Origin of the sequence: Nonomuraea sp. WAC 01424, from assembly GCF_003947315.1 — a bacterium.
In the GTDB taxonomy this organism is placed as follows: Bacteria; Actinomycetota; Actinomycetes; order Streptosporangiales; family Streptosporangiaceae; genus Nonomuraea; species Nonomuraea spiralis.
Genome location: NZ_QHHZ01000017.1, coordinates 283,685 through 299,289, shown reverse-complemented (window position 1 = coordinate 299,289; position 15,605 = coordinate 283,685). Strand labels below are relative to the sequence as shown.

The following is a 15,605-nucleotide window of genomic DNA, read 5'->3' as shown; positions in this document are numbered from 1 at the left end:
AGGCGGAAAGGGTCAGGCCGTGCGCAGGGTCAGGCCGTACGCGCTGAGGATCTCGTTGACCGGCTGATAGTACGTCGTGCCGCCCGAACTGCAGTTCCCCGAGCCACCCGAGGTCACCCCCTGGGCCTGCCCGCCGGAGATGAACGGCCCGCCGGAGTCGCCGGGTTCGCCGCACACATTGGTACGGGTCAGCCCGTAGACGGTCCCCTGGGCGTACGTGATGGTGGCGTTGTGCTGCTGGATCGTGCCGCAGTGCCAGCCGGTGGTCGGGCCGGACCGGCAGACCGACGAGCCGATCGGCGCCTGGACCGAGCCGCGCACGGTCACCAGCGACCCGCCGGCCCCGCGCACGTACGGCTGCGCGGTGTACCCGGGCGTGGCGACCCACGCGTAGTCGTTGCCGGGGAAGGAGGAACCCTGGAAGGTGCCCGACGGGGACTTGACCAGGTCGCCGGTCCGCCCGCAGTGGCCCGCGGTGACGAAGCCTGGGACGCTGCCCTTGGTGACCGAGAAGCCGATCGTGCAGCGCGTCGAGCCGACGTAGAAGGGGTCGCCGCCGATGATGTCGGCGTAGGTCCGGGGCAGCTCGGCGGGCGGCGAGACCGCGATGACCGTGCTGCGGGCCGCCGCGGCCAGGGCTTCGGTGGCCAGGGTTTCGGCGGCCGGTGACGGCGCCTGGAGGACGACCCGGTTCGTCCGTACGTCGACGTACCAGAGGGCGGGGCCGGTCGCGACGCGGCGGGCCGCCCGGTCGAGGCGGCGGACGACGTCCTCCAACTCCGACAGCGAGTGCCGGACGAGGACCGGGCGCGCGCCCCGCGCCGAGACGGCGGCGGCCCCGGCGGGGTCGGTGGTGGCGACGACGAGGGCGGAGGCGTCCTCGGTCAGCCACGATCCGGCGTAGGAGTCGCCGACCGAGGCGGCCAGTTCGGACTCAAGGGTGGCGGCATGCCGCTCGCTCGCGAGCCGGGCGACCACCTGGGACTCCGAGAGGCCGAGGTCGCGTGAGAGTGCCTCGATCACGGGGTCGGTTGCCGGATGGCCGGGGGTGGCCAGGCAGGCGGCCACGAAGGTGACGCCTGCCACTGCACAGCGAAACATGCCGCCGCTCCTCGATGGGGGGTTCTGCCAACGTAACGGCTGCCAGGAAAATGAGGAGATACCAACTATTTCCTATTACGGCGATATGCCCGGTTTTCCGGTCACGGGCCACAAATGGAGATTTCTCGCCCTAAAGTAGTTACCGGAGGTATGTCGGTATCGTATTGGGCCTGGAGGTGTTCTCTATGGGTAATGGTGTTCGTCATTTCGCCGGGGCCGGAGTGGGAGTGGCCGCGATCCCGCTGATCGCGGCCGGTCTTCTGTACGGCCCCCGCGCGACCCCGTCCGGCGTGGACTGGGCGGCCGCCGCGGCACTCGCCGGAACGGCGATCCTCATCGGCGTCCTGGCCGGTTCCCGGATTTCCCCGGTCGCCTCGCTGCTGCCCGGTCTCGCTTTCTCGGCGCTGGCCGGGGCCACGATCGTGCGGGTCGTCACGGGAGGCGACCGGAGAATGGGATTCGACCTGGTGCCCGCCGATTATCTGGACGCGTACGCGGCATTGCTGAATACCTGGTCTTTCGTGATCGGCGGCATTCTGCTGACCGCTTCCGTGTTCCCGTCCCGCTGGCGGGCGCGCCAGGGCAAGGTGGCGGCTCCAGAAGGGGAGGAGCCGCCGCCGCTGCCCAAGCGCGTCCCGTTCGCGTCGAAGCGGATCACATCGGCGCGACCCGCTCCCGGGCCAGCCACAGGGCGATGACCACGTACGGCAGGACCAGCAGGGCGAACGTCGTGCCATGGGAGAGGAACGGCGAGCCCGCGCCGTAGGCGGTGTAGACGGCCAGCGTGACCACGTTCGTCCCCAGTCCGGCCACCGAGGTCACGGTGGCCCGCTGGGCGCCCGTGACACGCTCCTGCAACCGCGCGTCGGCCACCACGGCGGCCATCTGGAACGCCCCGAACGACAGGGCGACCAGCAGGAACCCGGCCGGATGCCGGACCAGTGCGCCCGCCGCCATGGCCAGCGCCGCCAGCGCCAGGATCAGCGCGACGGCCCGCTCGGCCAGCCGCTGGGCCGGCCCCGACAGCAGTCCGCCCGCCGAGGCCCCGACCCAGACGGCCAGGACGAGCAGGGGCACGGCCGTCTTCGGCACGCCGGTCTCGGCGGCCAGGAAGGGGACGTACTCCTCCAGCGCTCCCCAGATCGCCGTCACCACGGAGATCAGGACGAGCGCCTGGAGCACGTTCCGGTCGGTTCTGGCCTCGGCGACACCGGCCCGCAGGATCGCGAGATAGCCGCCGTCCGAATCGGCGGACGGCGTGCGGCGTTCGGGCAGGGTCAGTGCCGTGGCCGCGCACAGCAGGCAGGAGAGCACGCTGGCCGCCCCCACGGCGGGGTAGCCGCCGAGCGCGAAGACGGGCGTGGCGAGGGCGATCGCCGAGGCGGCGGCGACGATGCCGATCGAGTGGGCCCTGCCCATGATCACGGCGTAGCGGCCGCGCAGGCCGCGGCGGTCGAGCTCCTCGTACGCGAGCGCCTCGAAGGCGCCCGAGACGAGCGCGCCCTCGGCCCCCCACAACACGAAGCCCAGCGCGAAGGCCCAGTAGGACGGGAAGAGCACCCACAACGCGAAGCCCGTGCCGGCCAGCAGCGGGCCCAGGCACAACAACAGGCGGCGGGACACCGCGTCGGCCCAGGCGCCGGAGGGGACCTCCAGCACCATGCCGGTCACGGACCAGATGACGAACAACGAGGACGTCTCGGCCACCGAGAGCCCGGTGTCGGTGAACAGCAGCGTGTACACCGGGTAGAGCAGGACGAACTCGCCGAGGAACGTGTAGACGTAAAGCTTGGGGACGAACATGCGGCCCTCTCGGAAGAGGCGGACAGGGACTCCGTCTGGTGCTCGGCACCCTGGAGGCCCGCGCGCGCGTCTGCCGCGTCGGCCGCTGGTGGTTCATCAATGTCGCCAGTGCATGCCCGGGAGTCTAACCTCCGGCCCGCCTCCGGCGCTCGCCCGTATTCGCTAGGCGGACCTGGCCGGCTCCTCGGGCAGCGGGATCCACTTGTGCGCCCACGTGACCAGCTCGTCGAGCACCGGCCGCAGCTCCTGGCTCATCTCCGTCAGGTGGTACTCGACCCGCACCGGCGACGTGGGCAGCACGCGCCGCTCGACGAGCCCGGCGGACTCCAGCTCGCGCAGCCGGCGGGCGAGCATCGTGTCGTTGATGCCCGGGATGGCCGCCTTGAGATCGGCGTAGCGGTGGGCGCCCTTGAAAATCATGTGGATCACCGCGCCCGACCAGCGGGCGCCGATCAGTTCGAGGGCGACGTGGAACCGGACGCAGACCGAATGGGGGCTCACGGAGCCGATCCTAGCAGTTGCTAAGAAATGTTTAGCTACTCAATAATGTTGAGGTATCAACTACCTGAGGAGGACCCCATGGACAAGCCCGTCCTGCAGATCATCGTCGCCAGCACCCGCGCCAGCAGGGCCGGACGCGAGGTCGCCGAGTGGTTCCGGGAACGGGCCGTCGCGGCCGGCCACTTCGACGTCGAGCTGGTCGACCTCGCCGAGGTGGGCCTGCCGTTCCTCGACGAGCCGAACCACCCCAAGCTCAAGCAGTACGTGAACGCCCACACCAAGGAGTGGAGCGCCACCGTGGACCGGGGCGACGCCTTCGTGTTCGTGACCCCGGAGTACAACCACAGCTTCACGGCCGTGCTGAAGAACGCCCTGGACTTCCTGCACCACGAGTGGCAGCACAAGGCGGCCGGATTCGTCAGCTACGGCGGGATCTCCGGCGGCACCCGGGCGGTGAACGGCCTGCGCCAGGTCGTCAGCACGCTGAAGATGATCCCCGTGGTCGAGGCCGTCAACATCCCCTTCTACCAGCAGTTCATCGCCGAGGACGGCACCGTGGCGCCCAACGACGTGATGATCGCCGCCGCCGACGCCATGCTCGCCGAGCTGGCCAAGCTCACCGGCGCGCTGCGTCCCATGCGGCTGGCCCACGCCTGAGCTACGCTGCCGGTCGTGACGCTGGCAGTGGATGTGGTGGTCCGTTACCGCAAGGCCGTGACGTACGGCGTGCACGCGGTGCTCGCCGCCCTGGAGACCTCGGGCGTGGAGCACCGGCAGCTGCTCGGCGTCACCCCCGAGGAGACGGCGGCCCACATCGCGGCCAGCCGGGCCGACCGGGTGCTTGTGCTCTGGTCGTTCTACTCGCCCGACGCCGAGGCCATGGCCGCCGAGCTCGCCACGGTCAGGTCGCTCAGCGACGGCCGGGGGCTGCACATCGCCGGCGGGGTGCACGCCACGGCCGAGCCGCAACAGGTCATCGACGCCGGCTGGGACCTGGCGGCGATCGGCGAGGGCGAGTCCACGATCATCGCCCTGGTCGAGGCGCTGGGGCGGGGCGAGCCGCTGACCACCGTGCCCGGCCTGGCGGTCAAGGACGGCGACGGCGTCGCGCTCAGGACGCGGCCCGCCCCGCAGCTCCCGCTCGACGCGTTCCCGTCGTTCGCAGGCCGGAAGGGGCCCATCGAGATCACGCGGGGGTGCCGGTACACGTGCCGGTTCTGCCAGACGCCGTTCATGTTCGGCGGCCAGTTCCGCCACCGGTCGGTGGCGAGCGTGCGCGCGCACGTCAGGGGCATGGTCGAGCAGGGGCTGCGGGACGTGCGCTTCATCACGCCGACCTCGCTCTCCTACGGCTCGCCGGGCCCCGACCCCGATCTCGGCGCGGTGGAGGAGCTGCTGGCGGGGGTCAAGGAGGAGCTGCCGCCGCGCGGCCGGGTGTTCTTCGGCAGCTTCCCGTCCGAGGTGCGGCCCGAGCACGTCACGCCCGAGGCCATGCGGCTGCTCAAGCGGTACGTGGCCAACGACAACCTGATCATCGGCGCCCAGTCGGGATCCGACCGGGTGCTGGCCGCCTCAGGGCGCGGCCACGACACCTCGCCCGTACGCGACGCCGTCAGGATCGCCGTCGAGCACGGCTTCAGGGCGAACGTCGACTTCATCTTCGGCATGCCCGGCGAGTCGGAGGAGGACCAGCGGCAGTCGCTCGCGCTGGCCGCCGACCTGGCCGAGCTGGGCGCCCGCATCCACACCCACACGTTCATGCCGCTGCCCGGCACGCCCTGGCGGGACGCCGAGCCAGCGTTCATCCCGCTCACGACCATGCGCGAGCTCGACCGGCTGGCCCAGCGCGGCGACGCCTACGGACACTGGCGCAGGCAGGCCGAGCACTCGGCCCGGCTGGCCGAGACGGCCAAGTCCTACCCGCGCCGCACCCGCCGCCGCCGGACGGGCTGACCGGCATTACGGGCTGACCGGCGCAGTACGGGCCGGCTAGTCGTCGTCGGTGAGCCGGTCGAGCACGCGGGTGATCGAGTCGCCGATCGGCCGCAGCACCTCGCCGAGCGCCTCGGCGATCGGCGTGAAGAGCTCCGTCACCTCGTGCAGCAGGTCGGGCGACTTGTGCTCGGGAGGCGCCCAGCGCATGGCGTCGGCGCTCAGCGTCTCCCACTCGTCCACGACGCCGTCGATGGCGTCGAGAACGTGATCCGGATCGTTTGGCATGACCTTCTCCGGAACGGTCGGGTCGGATACCTGCCACGGTACCGTCAGGCCGGGATCGACACCCCGACCCCGCCGCGGGTGCCGGCGCCGTACCGCTCCTTGTCGGCGGCCAGGTCGAGCGGGCGGATGGCGGCCCTGGCGGCCAGGGTCTCGTCGGTGATCAGCGAGGCGGGGACGAGCCAGGAGACCTCGAACTCCAGCCCGTCGGGGTCCTTGGCGTACAGCGCCTTGGTGGTGCCGTGGTCGGAGGCGCCGACGAGGGAGCCCAGCTCGCTCAGCGTGATCGCGATGCGTTCCAGCTCGTCCAGCGTGTCGACCTCCCACGCCAGGTGGTAGAGCCCGACGGCGGTGCGCCCGGCGGTCGAGGGGCCCGCGTTCTCGCCGATCTCGAACAGCCCGAGGTCGTGGTCGTTGCTGGAGCCCGGGGCCTGGAGGAATGCGGCGCCGCGCATGCCCATGACCACCTCGAAACCGAGCGCCTCCCGGTAGAAGGCCACGCTGCGCTCCACGTCACGGACGTAGAGGACCGCGTGGTTGAGCCTGTGGACCGGCATGGTCGTCCCCTTTCACCTGATTGTTCCGGGTCGAGTATATGAGAGTTCAACTAAAATGAGGCGATGACCCGATGGCTGGATCCGGACGAGCAGCAGACCTGGCGCGACTTCCTGGCCGCGAGCCAGCTCATCAACGAGGCGCTGGACCGGCAGCTCCAGCGCGAGGCGGGCATGCCGCACACGTACTACATGATCCTGGTGGCGCTGTCGGAGGCCCCTGAGCGGACGATGCGCATGAGCGAGTTGGCCGCCCGGGCCCAGAGCTCCCAGAGCCGCCTCTCGCACGCCGCCGCCCGCCTGGAGGAGCGCGGCTGGGTGCGCCGCGAGCGCTGCCCCGCCGACGGCAGGGGCAACCTCGCCGTGCTGACGGACGCCGGCTTCGCCGCGCTGGCCGCCGCCGCCCCCGGCCACGTCGAGGAGGTTCGCCGGAGCCTGTTCGACGTGCTCACCCCCGACCAGGTACGCGAACTCGGCGCGATCTGCTCGGCCGTCCGGAACACGCTGGAGCGGTAGCGAGCGAACTGTCGCGGCCAGGCCGTAGCCTCTCCCGGTAGCCGAACGAGGGGATTGCCGATGTACGACACCGAAGAGGCGCTGTTCCGGGCGGTTCACGGCATCGCGGGCCGGATGGCGGGCCAGCCCGTGCCCGTCGTCATGGAGGCGCTGCTGCGCCACCTGCCCAAGGCCCCAGGTCTCCAGGTGACGGAGATCCGCAAGATCGCCGAGGAGATCAGCGTCGGCCGGGACCCATCCGGGCTGTAAAAACCCCCCGAATCACCCCTGAACGTCGCTCCGGAACGCGGATAGCATCACAACCAACTCGCCCTGGAGCACGCAGAAGGAGTTCGGGTGACGCTGGTCGCTGGGGTTGATTCCTCCACGCAGAGCTGCAAGGTCGTCATTCGCGACGCCGAGACGGGCGCGCTGGTCAGGCAGGGCCGCGCCGCCCACCCGGCCGGCACCGAGATCCACCCCGCCCACTGGTGGACGGCGCTGCTGCGGGCCGTCGAGGAGCCCGGCGGCCTCGCCGACGTGGCGGCGGTCAGCGTCGCCGGGCAGCAGCACGGCATGGTCTGCCTCGACGAGGCGGGCGAGGTCGTCCGCGACGCCCTGCTCTGGAACGACACCCGCTCCGCCCGCGCCGCCGCCGACCTGGTTGCGGAGCTGGGCGGGCCGGGGGCCTGGGCCGAGGCGGTCGGCTCGGTGCCGGTCGCCGCGTTCACGGTGACCAAGCTGCGCTGGCTGGCCGAGCACGAGCCCGCCAACGCCCGCCGTACCGCGGCGGTCTGCCTGCCGCACGACTGGCTGACCTGGCGGCTGGCCGGCGCGCTGGCCCTGGGCACCGACGTCGCGGCCTGGCACGACGCGCCGCCGCCGGCGCTCGACCTGCTCGCCACCGACCGGGGTGACGCCTCGGGCACCGGCTACTGGTCCCCGGCGACCGGCGCGTACCGTACCGATCTGCTCAAGGCCGCGTTCGGGGCGGTCCCGCTGCTGCCGCGGGTGCTGGGGCCCACCGGCCGCGCGGGTGACCCGGCCGCGGCCGGTCCGCTGCTCGCGCCGGGCACCGGCGACAACATGGCCGCCGCGCTCGGCGTCGGGGCCGGGCCGGGTGACGTGGTGGTCTCGCTCGGCACGTCCGGCACGGTGTTCGGGGTCGCGGGGACGCCGAGCGCCGACGCCACCGGCGCGGTCGCCGGGTTCGCCGACGCGACCGGGCGTTTCCTGCCGCTGGTGTGCACGCTCAACGCCGCCAGGGTCCTCGACGCCGCCGCCGGTCTGGCCGGGGTCGGGCTCGACGAGCTGAGCGAGCTCGCGCTCCGGGTGCCCGCGGGGGCCGGCGGGCTGACGCTGGTGCCGTACCTGGAGGGGGAGCGCACCCCCAACCGGCCCACCGCGACGGGCTCGGTCCTCGGGCTCACCCTGGCCACCGCGACCCCGGCCCACCTGGCCCGCGCGGCCGTGGAGGGCATGTTGTGCGGCCTCGCCGACGCCCTCGACGCGCTGGGCACGCGGCCGGAGCGGGTGCTGCTGATCGGCGGCGCGGCGCGTTCGGAGGCCGTACGCCGCATCGCGCCGACCGTCTTCGGCGTGCCGATCGCGGTGCCGCCGCCCGGCGAGTACGTCGCCGACGGCGCCGCCCGCCAGGCCGCCGCCCTGCTGACCACCCCCGACTGGCGGATCGAGGACACCGCGACCTACGACGCCCCGGCCGTCCCCGAAATCCGCACCCGCTACGCCAGGGCCACGGCACACGTGCTCGACTGAAGGGCCTCTGTAATGGGGTGAAAAAAGCCTTGCGGTGGACAAGGGTTCATCGGGTGGACCGGGACATGAGCGTGTTCCAATACGACGGGTCCGGGACGTCCTGGACGCCCATCGGCCGTCCCGACCGGGTGTTCTCCCTCTTCGTCGCCTCCGACTGAGCGGCACCGTCCATCCCGGGGTGACGCGGTAGGGGACTCAGGGTCGGAGTCAGGGACGGCTCGGGGGTGCCGCCGGATGTGGCGGCACGCCTGGGCGGGCGAGAGTAGGGCACATGACCGCAGTGCCGAACAGCAGAGTGAGAGCCGCGAGGGCGCCCAGGATCGCGGGCCCCCGGGCCCTCATGACGACGGCGAGGCTCTACCCCCTCGTCGCGTGCGCGTCCATCGTGTTCTCGGTGGTCGCCATCCTGGTCGGTCACTTCGGTCCCGACCCATACCTCGACCCCATGAACGTGACCATCAGCGAGTACGCCGTGACCGACCGCGGGGGCGTCACGGAGGTCGCGATGGCGGTGCTCGGGATCGGGTCGCTCGCGCTGCTGGCCGCGCTGAGAAAGATGCGGGCGCCGATCCGGGGGCTGCCGGAGAAGCTGCTCATGGTGTGGTCGGCGGCGCTGGTCGTGGTGGCGGTCATCCCGACCGTCCCCCTCGGCCTCGATCTCGACCTCGCGGCCCAGATTCACCGGTACGTGTCGATCGCCGCGTTCGTGAGCCTCCCGGCCGCCGGGGCCCTGCTGGTGCCCAGGCTGACCGCGGACGCCCTCTGGAAGCCCGTGGCGCGGGCCGTGGAGTGGGTGGCGCTGGCCGCCGTGTTCGGCGTGCTGGCGATCACGTACGTGGCCCTGCCGGGGGAGCGGGTCATGATCGGGCTGGTCGAACGGCTGCTGCTGGGAGCGGAGGTGTCGTTGCTGGGCCTGCTGGCGGCCTGGGCGTTGTGGCTGACCTGGGCTCCGGGCCGGTCCCGGAACCACCCAGCAGACGCAAATTTCACGACATATCACAGATTTATCGCTAGTCGATCTTAATCCCGCCCGTTTCGGTGCTATTCTCTCCCGCGATCTTCTATGCGGGAGCAGGTGTCATGGCATCGGGCAGATCCATCCGATTCAAGATCTCGACGCTGCTCGTCATCCCCTTGATCTCGCTGATCGCGCTCTGGGGCTTCGCCGCGAGCACGACGACGGGCGAGGCGCTGAACCTCTTCAAGATCGATGCCATCTGGTCGGACGTCATCAACAACGCCGACGGCCTGGTCTCCAACCTCCAGATCGAACGCCTGGCCTCCGCCGAACGGCTCGCCGGCACGCAGACCGAGCAGGCGCCCCTGTCCAAGGCCCGCGCCGAGGTGGACGCCAGTAGGAAGACCCTGCGCGAACGGGCCCTGACCGAGGACGCCCAGTCGGCCATGACCGACGACATGAAGAAGCAGTTCCAGGTCGTGCTGGAGACCGTGGACCGGCTCCCGGAGGTCAGGCGCAAGGTCGACGAGCGCAAGCTCACCCCCGGCGCCCTGGTCACCGAGTACGCCAAGGTCTCCGACGAGGTCCACCTGCTGTACTCCCGGCTGACCGTCAGCACCGACCTCGAACTGTCACTCCAGGCCCACGGCCTGATCGCGGCGGACGAGGTGCGCGAGCTGCTCAGCCGCGAGAACGCCCTGCTCGTCGCCTCCAACGGCCGCCCCACGATGCGCGACGTGCACCTGCTGGCCGGCATCGACGGCACCCGTACGTTCCTGTTCCCCAAGGCGCTGGCCAACCTCGACACCGAGCTGCGTGCCCCGTTCGAGAAGCTGTTCTACTCCTCCAGGTACATCACCATGGAGAACCTGCTGGAGACGTACGTGGCCGGCCAGCCGGCCGACATGGACCTCTGGCGCGGCATCGCCGACCAGGTGCTCAAGGACTACAGCCAGGCCGTCTGGAGCACCGGCGACAAGCTGCTGAGCCGGATGCAGCCGGCCGGCGTGGTCATCGTCGTCAGGGCCGCCGTCGCGGGCGCGCTGGGGCTCATCGCGGTCGCCTTCTCGATCTTCATCTCCGTCCGGGTGGGCCGCAGGATCACCCGGGAGCTGGCCACCCTCCGCCGTACGGCGCTCGACCTGGCCGAGGTCAGGCTGCCCGACGTGGTGACGAAGCTGCGTACCGGCGAACGGGTGGACATCGAGGCCGAGGCGCCGCCCATCAGGGTCGGCGACAACGCGACCAGCGAGGTCGTCGACCTCGCCGCGGCCTTCGACAGCGTGCAGAGCACCGCCGTGGACGCCGCCGTCGAGCAGGCCAGGCTGCGCGAGGGCGTGGCCGAGGCGCTGCGCAACCTGGCCAGGCGCAGTCAGTCGCTGCTCCAGCGCCAGCTCAGGATGCTGGACGAGATGCAGCGCCAGACCGAGGAGCCCGAGGCCCTGGAACGCCTGTTCAGGCTCGACCACCTGACCACCCGCATGCGCCGCCACGCCGAGGGCCTGGTGCTGCTCTCGGGTGGTACGGCGGGCCGCAGGTGGCGCGGCGTCATCCCGGTCGAGGACGTGCTGAGCGGCGCCGCCGCCCAGGTCGAGGAGTACACCCGGGTCCGGGTCTACCCGATGCCCGAGTGCGGCGTCTCCGGCTCGGCCGTGGCCGACCTCATGCACCTGTTCGCCGAGCTGATCGAGAACGCGACGTCGTTCTCCGCGCCCGCCAACGAGGTCTCGGTCCGCGGCGAGATGGTCGGCAGGGGCTTCGCGGTCGAGATCGAGGACCGCGGCCTCGGCATGGACGAGGAGACCCGCAGGGCCATCAACGACCGCCTGGCCAGCCCGCCGGAGTTCGACCCCGCGCAGACCGAGCGGCTGGGGTTCGCGGTGGTCGGCATCCTGGCCGCCAGGCACGGCATCAAGGTCACCCTGAAGCTCTCCCCGTACGGCGGCACGACCGCCATCGTGCTCGTGCCGGGATCGCTGGTCGAGCCGATGGCGACGCCGGTGCGGCCGATGGAGTTCGAGTCCGTGTCCGTGTCGGTCATCCGTACCGACCGGGCGATCGACGTGGGGGAGGCGACCGGGCCGGGCGAGCTGCCGCGCCGGGTCCGTACGAGCAAGCGCGCGGGACCGGCCGCGGGCGAGGAGCCGGGGCTGCCCCGCCGCGAACGGCAGGCGAACCTGCCCCCGCGGCTCAGGCAGGCGCCCCCTCCGCTGGCGGCGCCCACGGAGGCCGAGGAGCGTTCGCCCGAGGAGACCAGGGCGCTGCTGTCCTCACTCCAGTCCGGATGGCAGCGGGGGCGGCAGGACAGCGACCAGGATGGGGGTTCCCGACCGTGAGCCGCGAGCACGAGTGGGTGGACGAGGAGGCCGGGCCCGTCGTCCGGCCGTACGCCGTGGCGCGGGGGCGCACCAGGCCCTCGTCCCCGGCTCTCGATCTGCTGGCGACCGTCGCATCGACGGGACGGCCCGCGCCGGCCAAGGCCGAGCTGAGCGCTCAGCACCGGCGGCTGATGAGCTGCCTGGCCGGCCACTCCAGGCCCGTCGCCGAGGTCGCCTCGGAGCTGGAGTTGCCCGTGGGCGTGATCCGGGTGCTGCTCGGCGACCTGCTGGAGTACGACCTGATCGATGTGCGCCCGCCGCGCGACAGAACCGCGAGCCCCACGGAGAGCCTGCTCCGCGAGGTGATCAACGGGCTGCGCGCGCTCTAGTTCGCGGTGGTGAGCGTCCGCAGGGAGTGCTCGACCAGGGTGATCATCACTTCCTTGGCCGAGGCCCTGCGCCGCACGTCGCACAGCATCACGGGGACGTCGTCGTCCAGGTCGAGCGCGATGCGCACGTCCTCCACGCTGTGCTGGGACGCGCCCTCGAAGCAGTTGACGGCCACCACGAACGGTGTGCCGCGCTGCTCGAAGTAGTCCACCGATGGGAAGCAGTCGGTCAGCCGCCGGGTGTCGGCGATCACGACCGCGCCCAGCGCGCCGTAGGACAGCTCGTCCCACATGAACCAGAACCGTTCCTGGCCGGGGGTGCCGAACAGGTACACGACCAGCCCGTCGCGGATCGTGATGCGGCCGAAGTCCATCGCCACGGTGGTGGTGGTCTTGGCCTCCACGCCGTCGAGGTCGTCGACCCCGATCCCGCGGTCGGAGAGCACCTCTTCCGTGCGCAGCGGCTTGATCTCGCTGATCGACCCGACCAGGGTGGTCTTGCCGACACCGAACCCACCCGCGATGAGGATCTTCAGCGCGACGGGGTCCTCAGAGAGCACGGAGTCCATTGATCACTTCCTTGAGAATGCGCTCATTGGAACGCGACCCCGTAGCCGAGGGCGACGTCACCGAGATGAGGCCGTGGTCACGCATGTCGCCGAGCAGCACTCGGACGACTCCGACGGGCAGGTCGAGCTCGACGGCCAGGTCGGCCACCGAGATCGGGCTCCGCGCCGCCCGCAGGATGAGTTGTTGTTCGGGGCCGAGGTCGTCCGCCCGCTCGGCGAGCGCGCGCACGGACGCGACGAGGTCGAAGGCGTCTCCCGACGAGCGCGTCCGGCCCCTGATGAGGGCAAAGGGCCGGACGACGGGCCCGGCCTCCTCGTCGTACCAGCGGGGGGCGTCGGTCATGGTGTTCCCGAGCGCGGGTTCGTGGTGATGTGCTGGCCCACCCGCTTGACCAGCATCGCCATCTCGTACGCGATGTGCCCGACGTCGACGTTCGCGTCCGCGATCACGGCCAGGCAGGTGCCCTGTCCGGCCGCGGTGACGAACAGGAACGCGCTCTCCATCTCCACGATGGTCTGGCGCACGTCGCCGCCGCCGAAATGGCGTCCGGTGCCGCGGGCCAGGCTCTGGAAGCCCGCCGCGACGGCCGACAGGTGCTCGGCGTCCTCGCGGGTCAATCCCTTGGAGTAGCCGACGGCCAGGCCGTCGGTAGAAAGGATGACCGCCTGGCGGACGGCGGCGACCCTGCCTGCCAGGTCGTCGAGCAGCCAGTTCAGCTCACCGGTGTTGGTGGTTTGCGCAGTCATGCGTCCCCCTTGCTCATGGGCTCCTCCTCGGAGGCTTCTTCTCGGGCGCGTTGGGTTCCCCGCTGGAACGCGGAGAACAAATCGCGTACCTCGTCGGGAGAGCGTTCGGCCGGCGGCTCCGGCTCCGGCGGTCCGTCGTCCTTGAGCTGCGGCGCCAGGTTCGCCTGGCGCACGCGCCTGGGCAGTCCGGCGTGGGTGCCCGAGGTGACCACCGCGAGCGCCTTCTTCGTACGGCTCGGCAGCTCCGGCGTCCGGCTGTCCTCGTCGCCGGCGGTCAGGGCGGGCTGCTCGGTCACCAGCGAGCGCGGCACGAGCACGATGGCCGCGGTGCCGCCGTAGGGCGAGCGGCGGAGCTGGACCTTGATCTCGTGGCGTTCGGCCAGCCTGGCCACCACGAACAGGCCGAGCCGGTCGCTGTCGGCCAGGTCGAACTCGGGCGGCGCGGACAGCAGCTTGTTGATCGCGGCGTACTCGACGGGCGACAGCCCGAGCCCTTTGTCCTCGATCTCGATGGCGTAGCCGTTGCTGACCTGGTCGCCGCGGACCTGGACCACGGTGTCCGGCGGTGAGTAGATGGTGGCGTTCTCGACCAGTTCGGCCACGAGGTGCGTGAGGTCGGCCGCGGCCCCGCCGTCGAACGCGCTGACCGGCATGGCCTCGACGTTGACCCTCGTGTAGTCCTCGACCTCGGCCACCGCGGCCCGGACGATGTCCAGGACGGGCACCGGCCTGCGCCACGCCCGCGCGGGGGCCGAGCCCGAGAGGATCATCAGGCTCTCGGCGTGCCGCCGCATGCGGGTGGTCAGGTGGTCGAGGCGGAAGAGCTCCTCCAGCCGGTCGGGGTCGTGCGTACGGCGCTGCATGCCGTCGAGCAGCCCGAGCTGCCGGTGCAGCAGGCCCTGCTTGCGCCTGGCGAGGTTGAGGAACACCTGACCGACCCCGCGGCGCAGCGCGGCCTGCCCGACGGCGGCCGTGACGGCCGTGCGCTGCACGGAGGCGAAGGCCCTGCCCACGTCGGTGATCTCCGCTGATCCGCTCACCCTGATGGTCCCGGCCTCCTTCCGCACGTCAACGTCCTCGCCCTTGCGCAGCCTGTCCACGACATCGGGCAGGCGTACCTCCGACAGCTCGATCGCGGCGGTGCGCAGCCCGTACAGCTCGCCCGCCAGGCGGCGACCGAAGCGTACAGAGATGATGATCGACGCGAGCACGGCTATCAACCCGAGGCCGCCCGCGACGGCTATCTTGACGACGGTCCCACTGGCGGCGTCCGAGGTCCGGGCGGCCAGGACCTTGGCGGCGGCCGCACTGTCGCGGTCCAACTCGGCGGTGAGCCGGTCTATCGCGCCCTTCCACACCTCGGCCTCGGCGGGCGGCTCCCCGGTCTTGACGATCCTGGCCTCCAGCGAGGAGAACGTCAGGAACGGCTGGGACGCGAACACCTGCTCGTACGGCCTGCGCAGCGGCACGTCGAGCCCGGCCAGGCCACGGGCGTGCAGGAACTTCCTGGAGGCGGCGTACTCGGTGAAGGCCACCCGCTCGGGCTCGGTCAGCCGCTTGTCCACCAGGGCGCCGACGACGAGGGCGTGCTCCCTGGCGATGTACTCCCTGGCGCTGCCCATGGCCTGCAACGAGCTGGCCTGCTGGAAGATGGTCAGGTCGGAGACGGAGACCAGGTGGTCGTAGAGCGTGAAGACGGCGTCGAGCACGTGGTTGTAGGCTTCCAGGCCCATCAGGCGGGAGCTGATGCCGCCGTCGATGTCGGCCCGTACTGCGCCGAGGCGGTCGAGCCGGGCGGTCAGGTCGTCGAGCGGCACCCGCAGGTCGTCGCCGATCGCGTCGCCCGCCTCGGCGCCGGCCTGCTCGAAGTCGGCCGCGGACCGGTCCGTACGGGCCCGCTGGGCCCCAAGATCTTCGGTGAGTTCACGGGTAGTGAGCGCCTCGGCCGAGCGCACCCGTTCGGCCTGAAGCTGTACGCCCAGGTCGGTGGAGGTGACGCCGAGCGTCTCGTAGAGCGTGTCAGCCCGGAGGAGTGACTGTGCGTCGCCCATGGTCAGGTTGAGGACGAAACCCCACAGCGCGCTGAGAGACAGGAGGGGTAGCAGCAGCAATAAAAAGATCTTGAACCGAATTGACCGGTTTCGCGAGCCCATGTCCCAACCTCGAGTCGGGGGCAT

The 15,605-nt window shown here is 71.3% G+C and carries 18 protein-coding genes; 9 read left to right on the top strand and 9 right to left on the bottom strand.

The window, feature by feature from the left end; all coding sequences use genetic code 11:
• Positions 1–12: 12 nt before the first annotated feature.
• The gene (locus DMB42_RS40210; protein WP_125644199.1) at positions 13–1,101 is read right to left on the bottom strand and encodes a S1 family peptidase; all 1,089 of its coding nucleotides are present in this window, start codon (positions 1,099–1,101) and stop codon (positions 13–15) included.
• Between the two features lie 227 nt (positions 1,102–1,328).
• On the opposite strand from DMB42_RS40210, the gene DMB42_RS40205 reads away from it, so the two are divergent.
• Positions 1,329–1,799: a hypothetical protein gene (locus tag DMB42_RS40205; RefSeq protein WP_125644197.1), complete on the top strand. Its 471-nt coding sequence runs from the start codon at positions 1,329–1,331 to the stop codon at positions 1,797–1,799.
• On the opposite strand, the gene DMB42_RS40200 is transcribed toward DMB42_RS40205, so the two are convergent.
• Both DMB42_RS40200 and DMB42_RS40195 read right to left on the bottom strand, forming a co-directional pair.
• A complete protein-coding gene (locus DMB42_RS40200; RefSeq protein WP_125644195.1) occupies positions 1,756–2,904 on the bottom strand; it encodes an MFS transporter in 1,149 nt (382 codons plus the stop codon). The genes DMB42_RS40205 and DMB42_RS40200 overlap by 44 nt on opposite strands.
• 162 nt (positions 2,905–3,066) lie before the next feature.
• On the bottom strand, positions 3,067–3,405 hold the full coding sequence (locus DMB42_RS40195; RefSeq protein WP_221762554.1) for a helix-turn-helix domain-containing protein: 339 nt from the start codon (positions 3,403–3,405) through the stop codon (positions 3,067–3,069).
• A 78-nt stretch (positions 3,406–3,483) separates the two neighbouring features.
• On the opposite strand from DMB42_RS40195, the gene DMB42_RS40190 reads away from it, so the two are divergent.
• Entirely contained in the window at positions 3,484–4,062 is a 579-nt protein-coding gene (locus tag DMB42_RS40190) for an NADPH-dependent FMN reductase (protein ID WP_125644193.1), read from the top strand.
• Positions 4,063–4,077: 15 nt separating this feature from the next.
• Entirely contained in the window at positions 4,078–5,358 is a 1,281-nt protein-coding gene (locus DMB42_RS40185; RefSeq protein ID WP_260478216.1) for a TIGR04013 family B12-binding domain/radical SAM domain-containing protein, read from the top strand.
• Positions 5,359–5,394: 36 nt separating this feature from the next.
• Here DMB42_RS40185 and DMB42_RS40180 read toward each other — a convergent pair whose 3' ends face one another.
• Complete coding sequence (locus DMB42_RS40180; RefSeq protein WP_125644189.1) at positions 5,395–5,625, bottom strand: hypothetical protein; 231 nt, start codon at positions 5,623–5,625, stop codon at positions 5,395–5,397.
• 44 nt (positions 5,626–5,669) lie between these two features.
• Positions 5,670–6,179, bottom strand: coding sequence for a VOC family protein (locus tag DMB42_RS40175; protein ID WP_125644187.1), 510 nt, complete (start codon positions 6,177–6,179; stop codon positions 5,670–5,672).
• 63 nt (positions 6,180–6,242) lie between these two features.
• On the opposite strand from DMB42_RS40175, the gene DMB42_RS40170 reads away from it, so the two are divergent.
• The 6 genes from DMB42_RS40170 (at position 6,243) to DMB42_RS40145 (ending at position 12,112) form a co-directional block, all read left to right on the top strand.
• A complete protein-coding gene (locus tag DMB42_RS40170; protein WP_125644185.1) occupies positions 6,243–6,692 on the top strand; it encodes a MarR family winged helix-turn-helix transcriptional regulator in 450 nt (149 codons plus the stop codon).
• Between the two features lie 60 nt (positions 6,693–6,752).
• Entirely contained in the window at positions 6,753–6,941 is a 189-nt protein-coding gene (locus DMB42_RS40165; protein WP_125644183.1) for a hypothetical protein, read from the top strand.
• Positions 6,942–7,028: 87 nt separating this feature from the next.
• Positions 7,029–8,447, top strand: a complete 1,419-nt coding sequence (locus DMB42_RS40160) for a xylulokinase (RefSeq protein WP_125644181.1) — start codon at positions 7,029–7,031, stop codon at positions 8,445–8,447.
• A 271-nt stretch (positions 8,448–8,718) separates the two neighbouring features.
• The gene (locus DMB42_RS40155; protein WP_260478215.1) at positions 8,719–9,471 is read left to right on the top strand and encodes a DUF998 domain-containing protein; all 753 of its coding nucleotides are present in this window, start codon (positions 8,719–8,721) and stop codon (positions 9,469–9,471) included.
• 56 nt (positions 9,472–9,527) lie between these two features.
• On the top strand, positions 9,528–11,741 hold the full coding sequence (locus DMB42_RS40150) for a nitrate- and nitrite sensing domain-containing protein (RefSeq protein ID WP_125644179.1): 2,214 nt from the start codon (positions 9,528–9,530) through the stop codon (positions 11,739–11,741).
• Positions 11,738–12,112, top strand: coding sequence for a DUF742 domain-containing protein (locus DMB42_RS40145; RefSeq protein ID WP_125644177.1), 375 nt, complete (start codon positions 11,738–11,740; stop codon positions 12,110–12,112). Before DMB42_RS40150 ends, DMB42_RS40145 begins: the two co-directional genes overlap by 4 nt.
• Here the strand turns inward: DMB42_RS40145 and DMB42_RS40140 are convergent.
• From DMB42_RS40140 to DMB42_RS40125, 4 genes are read right to left on the bottom strand one after another with little or no spacing between them, the layout of a single operon-like run.
• Positions 12,109–12,681, bottom strand: coding sequence for an ATP/GTP-binding protein (locus DMB42_RS40140; RefSeq protein ID WP_125644175.1), 573 nt, complete (start codon positions 12,679–12,681; stop codon positions 12,109–12,111). The genes DMB42_RS40145 and DMB42_RS40140 overlap by 4 nt on opposite strands.
• Complete coding sequence (locus DMB42_RS40135; RefSeq protein ID WP_125644173.1) at positions 12,662–13,024, bottom strand: DUF742 domain-containing protein; 363 nt, start codon at positions 13,022–13,024, stop codon at positions 12,662–12,664. The genes DMB42_RS40140 and DMB42_RS40135 overlap by 20 nt, the downstream gene beginning before the upstream one ends.
• A complete protein-coding gene (locus DMB42_RS40130; RefSeq protein WP_125644171.1) occupies positions 13,021–13,428 on the bottom strand; it encodes a roadblock/LC7 domain-containing protein in 408 nt (135 codons plus the stop codon). The genes DMB42_RS40135 and DMB42_RS40130 overlap by 4 nt, the downstream gene beginning before the upstream one ends.
• On the bottom strand, positions 13,425–15,539 hold the full coding sequence (locus DMB42_RS40125; RefSeq protein ID WP_185845116.1) for an ATP-binding protein: 2,115 nt from the start codon (positions 15,537–15,539) through the stop codon (positions 13,425–13,427). Before DMB42_RS40125 ends, DMB42_RS40130 begins: the two co-directional genes overlap by 4 nt.
• Between the last annotated feature and the right edge of the window lie 66 nt (positions 15,540–15,605).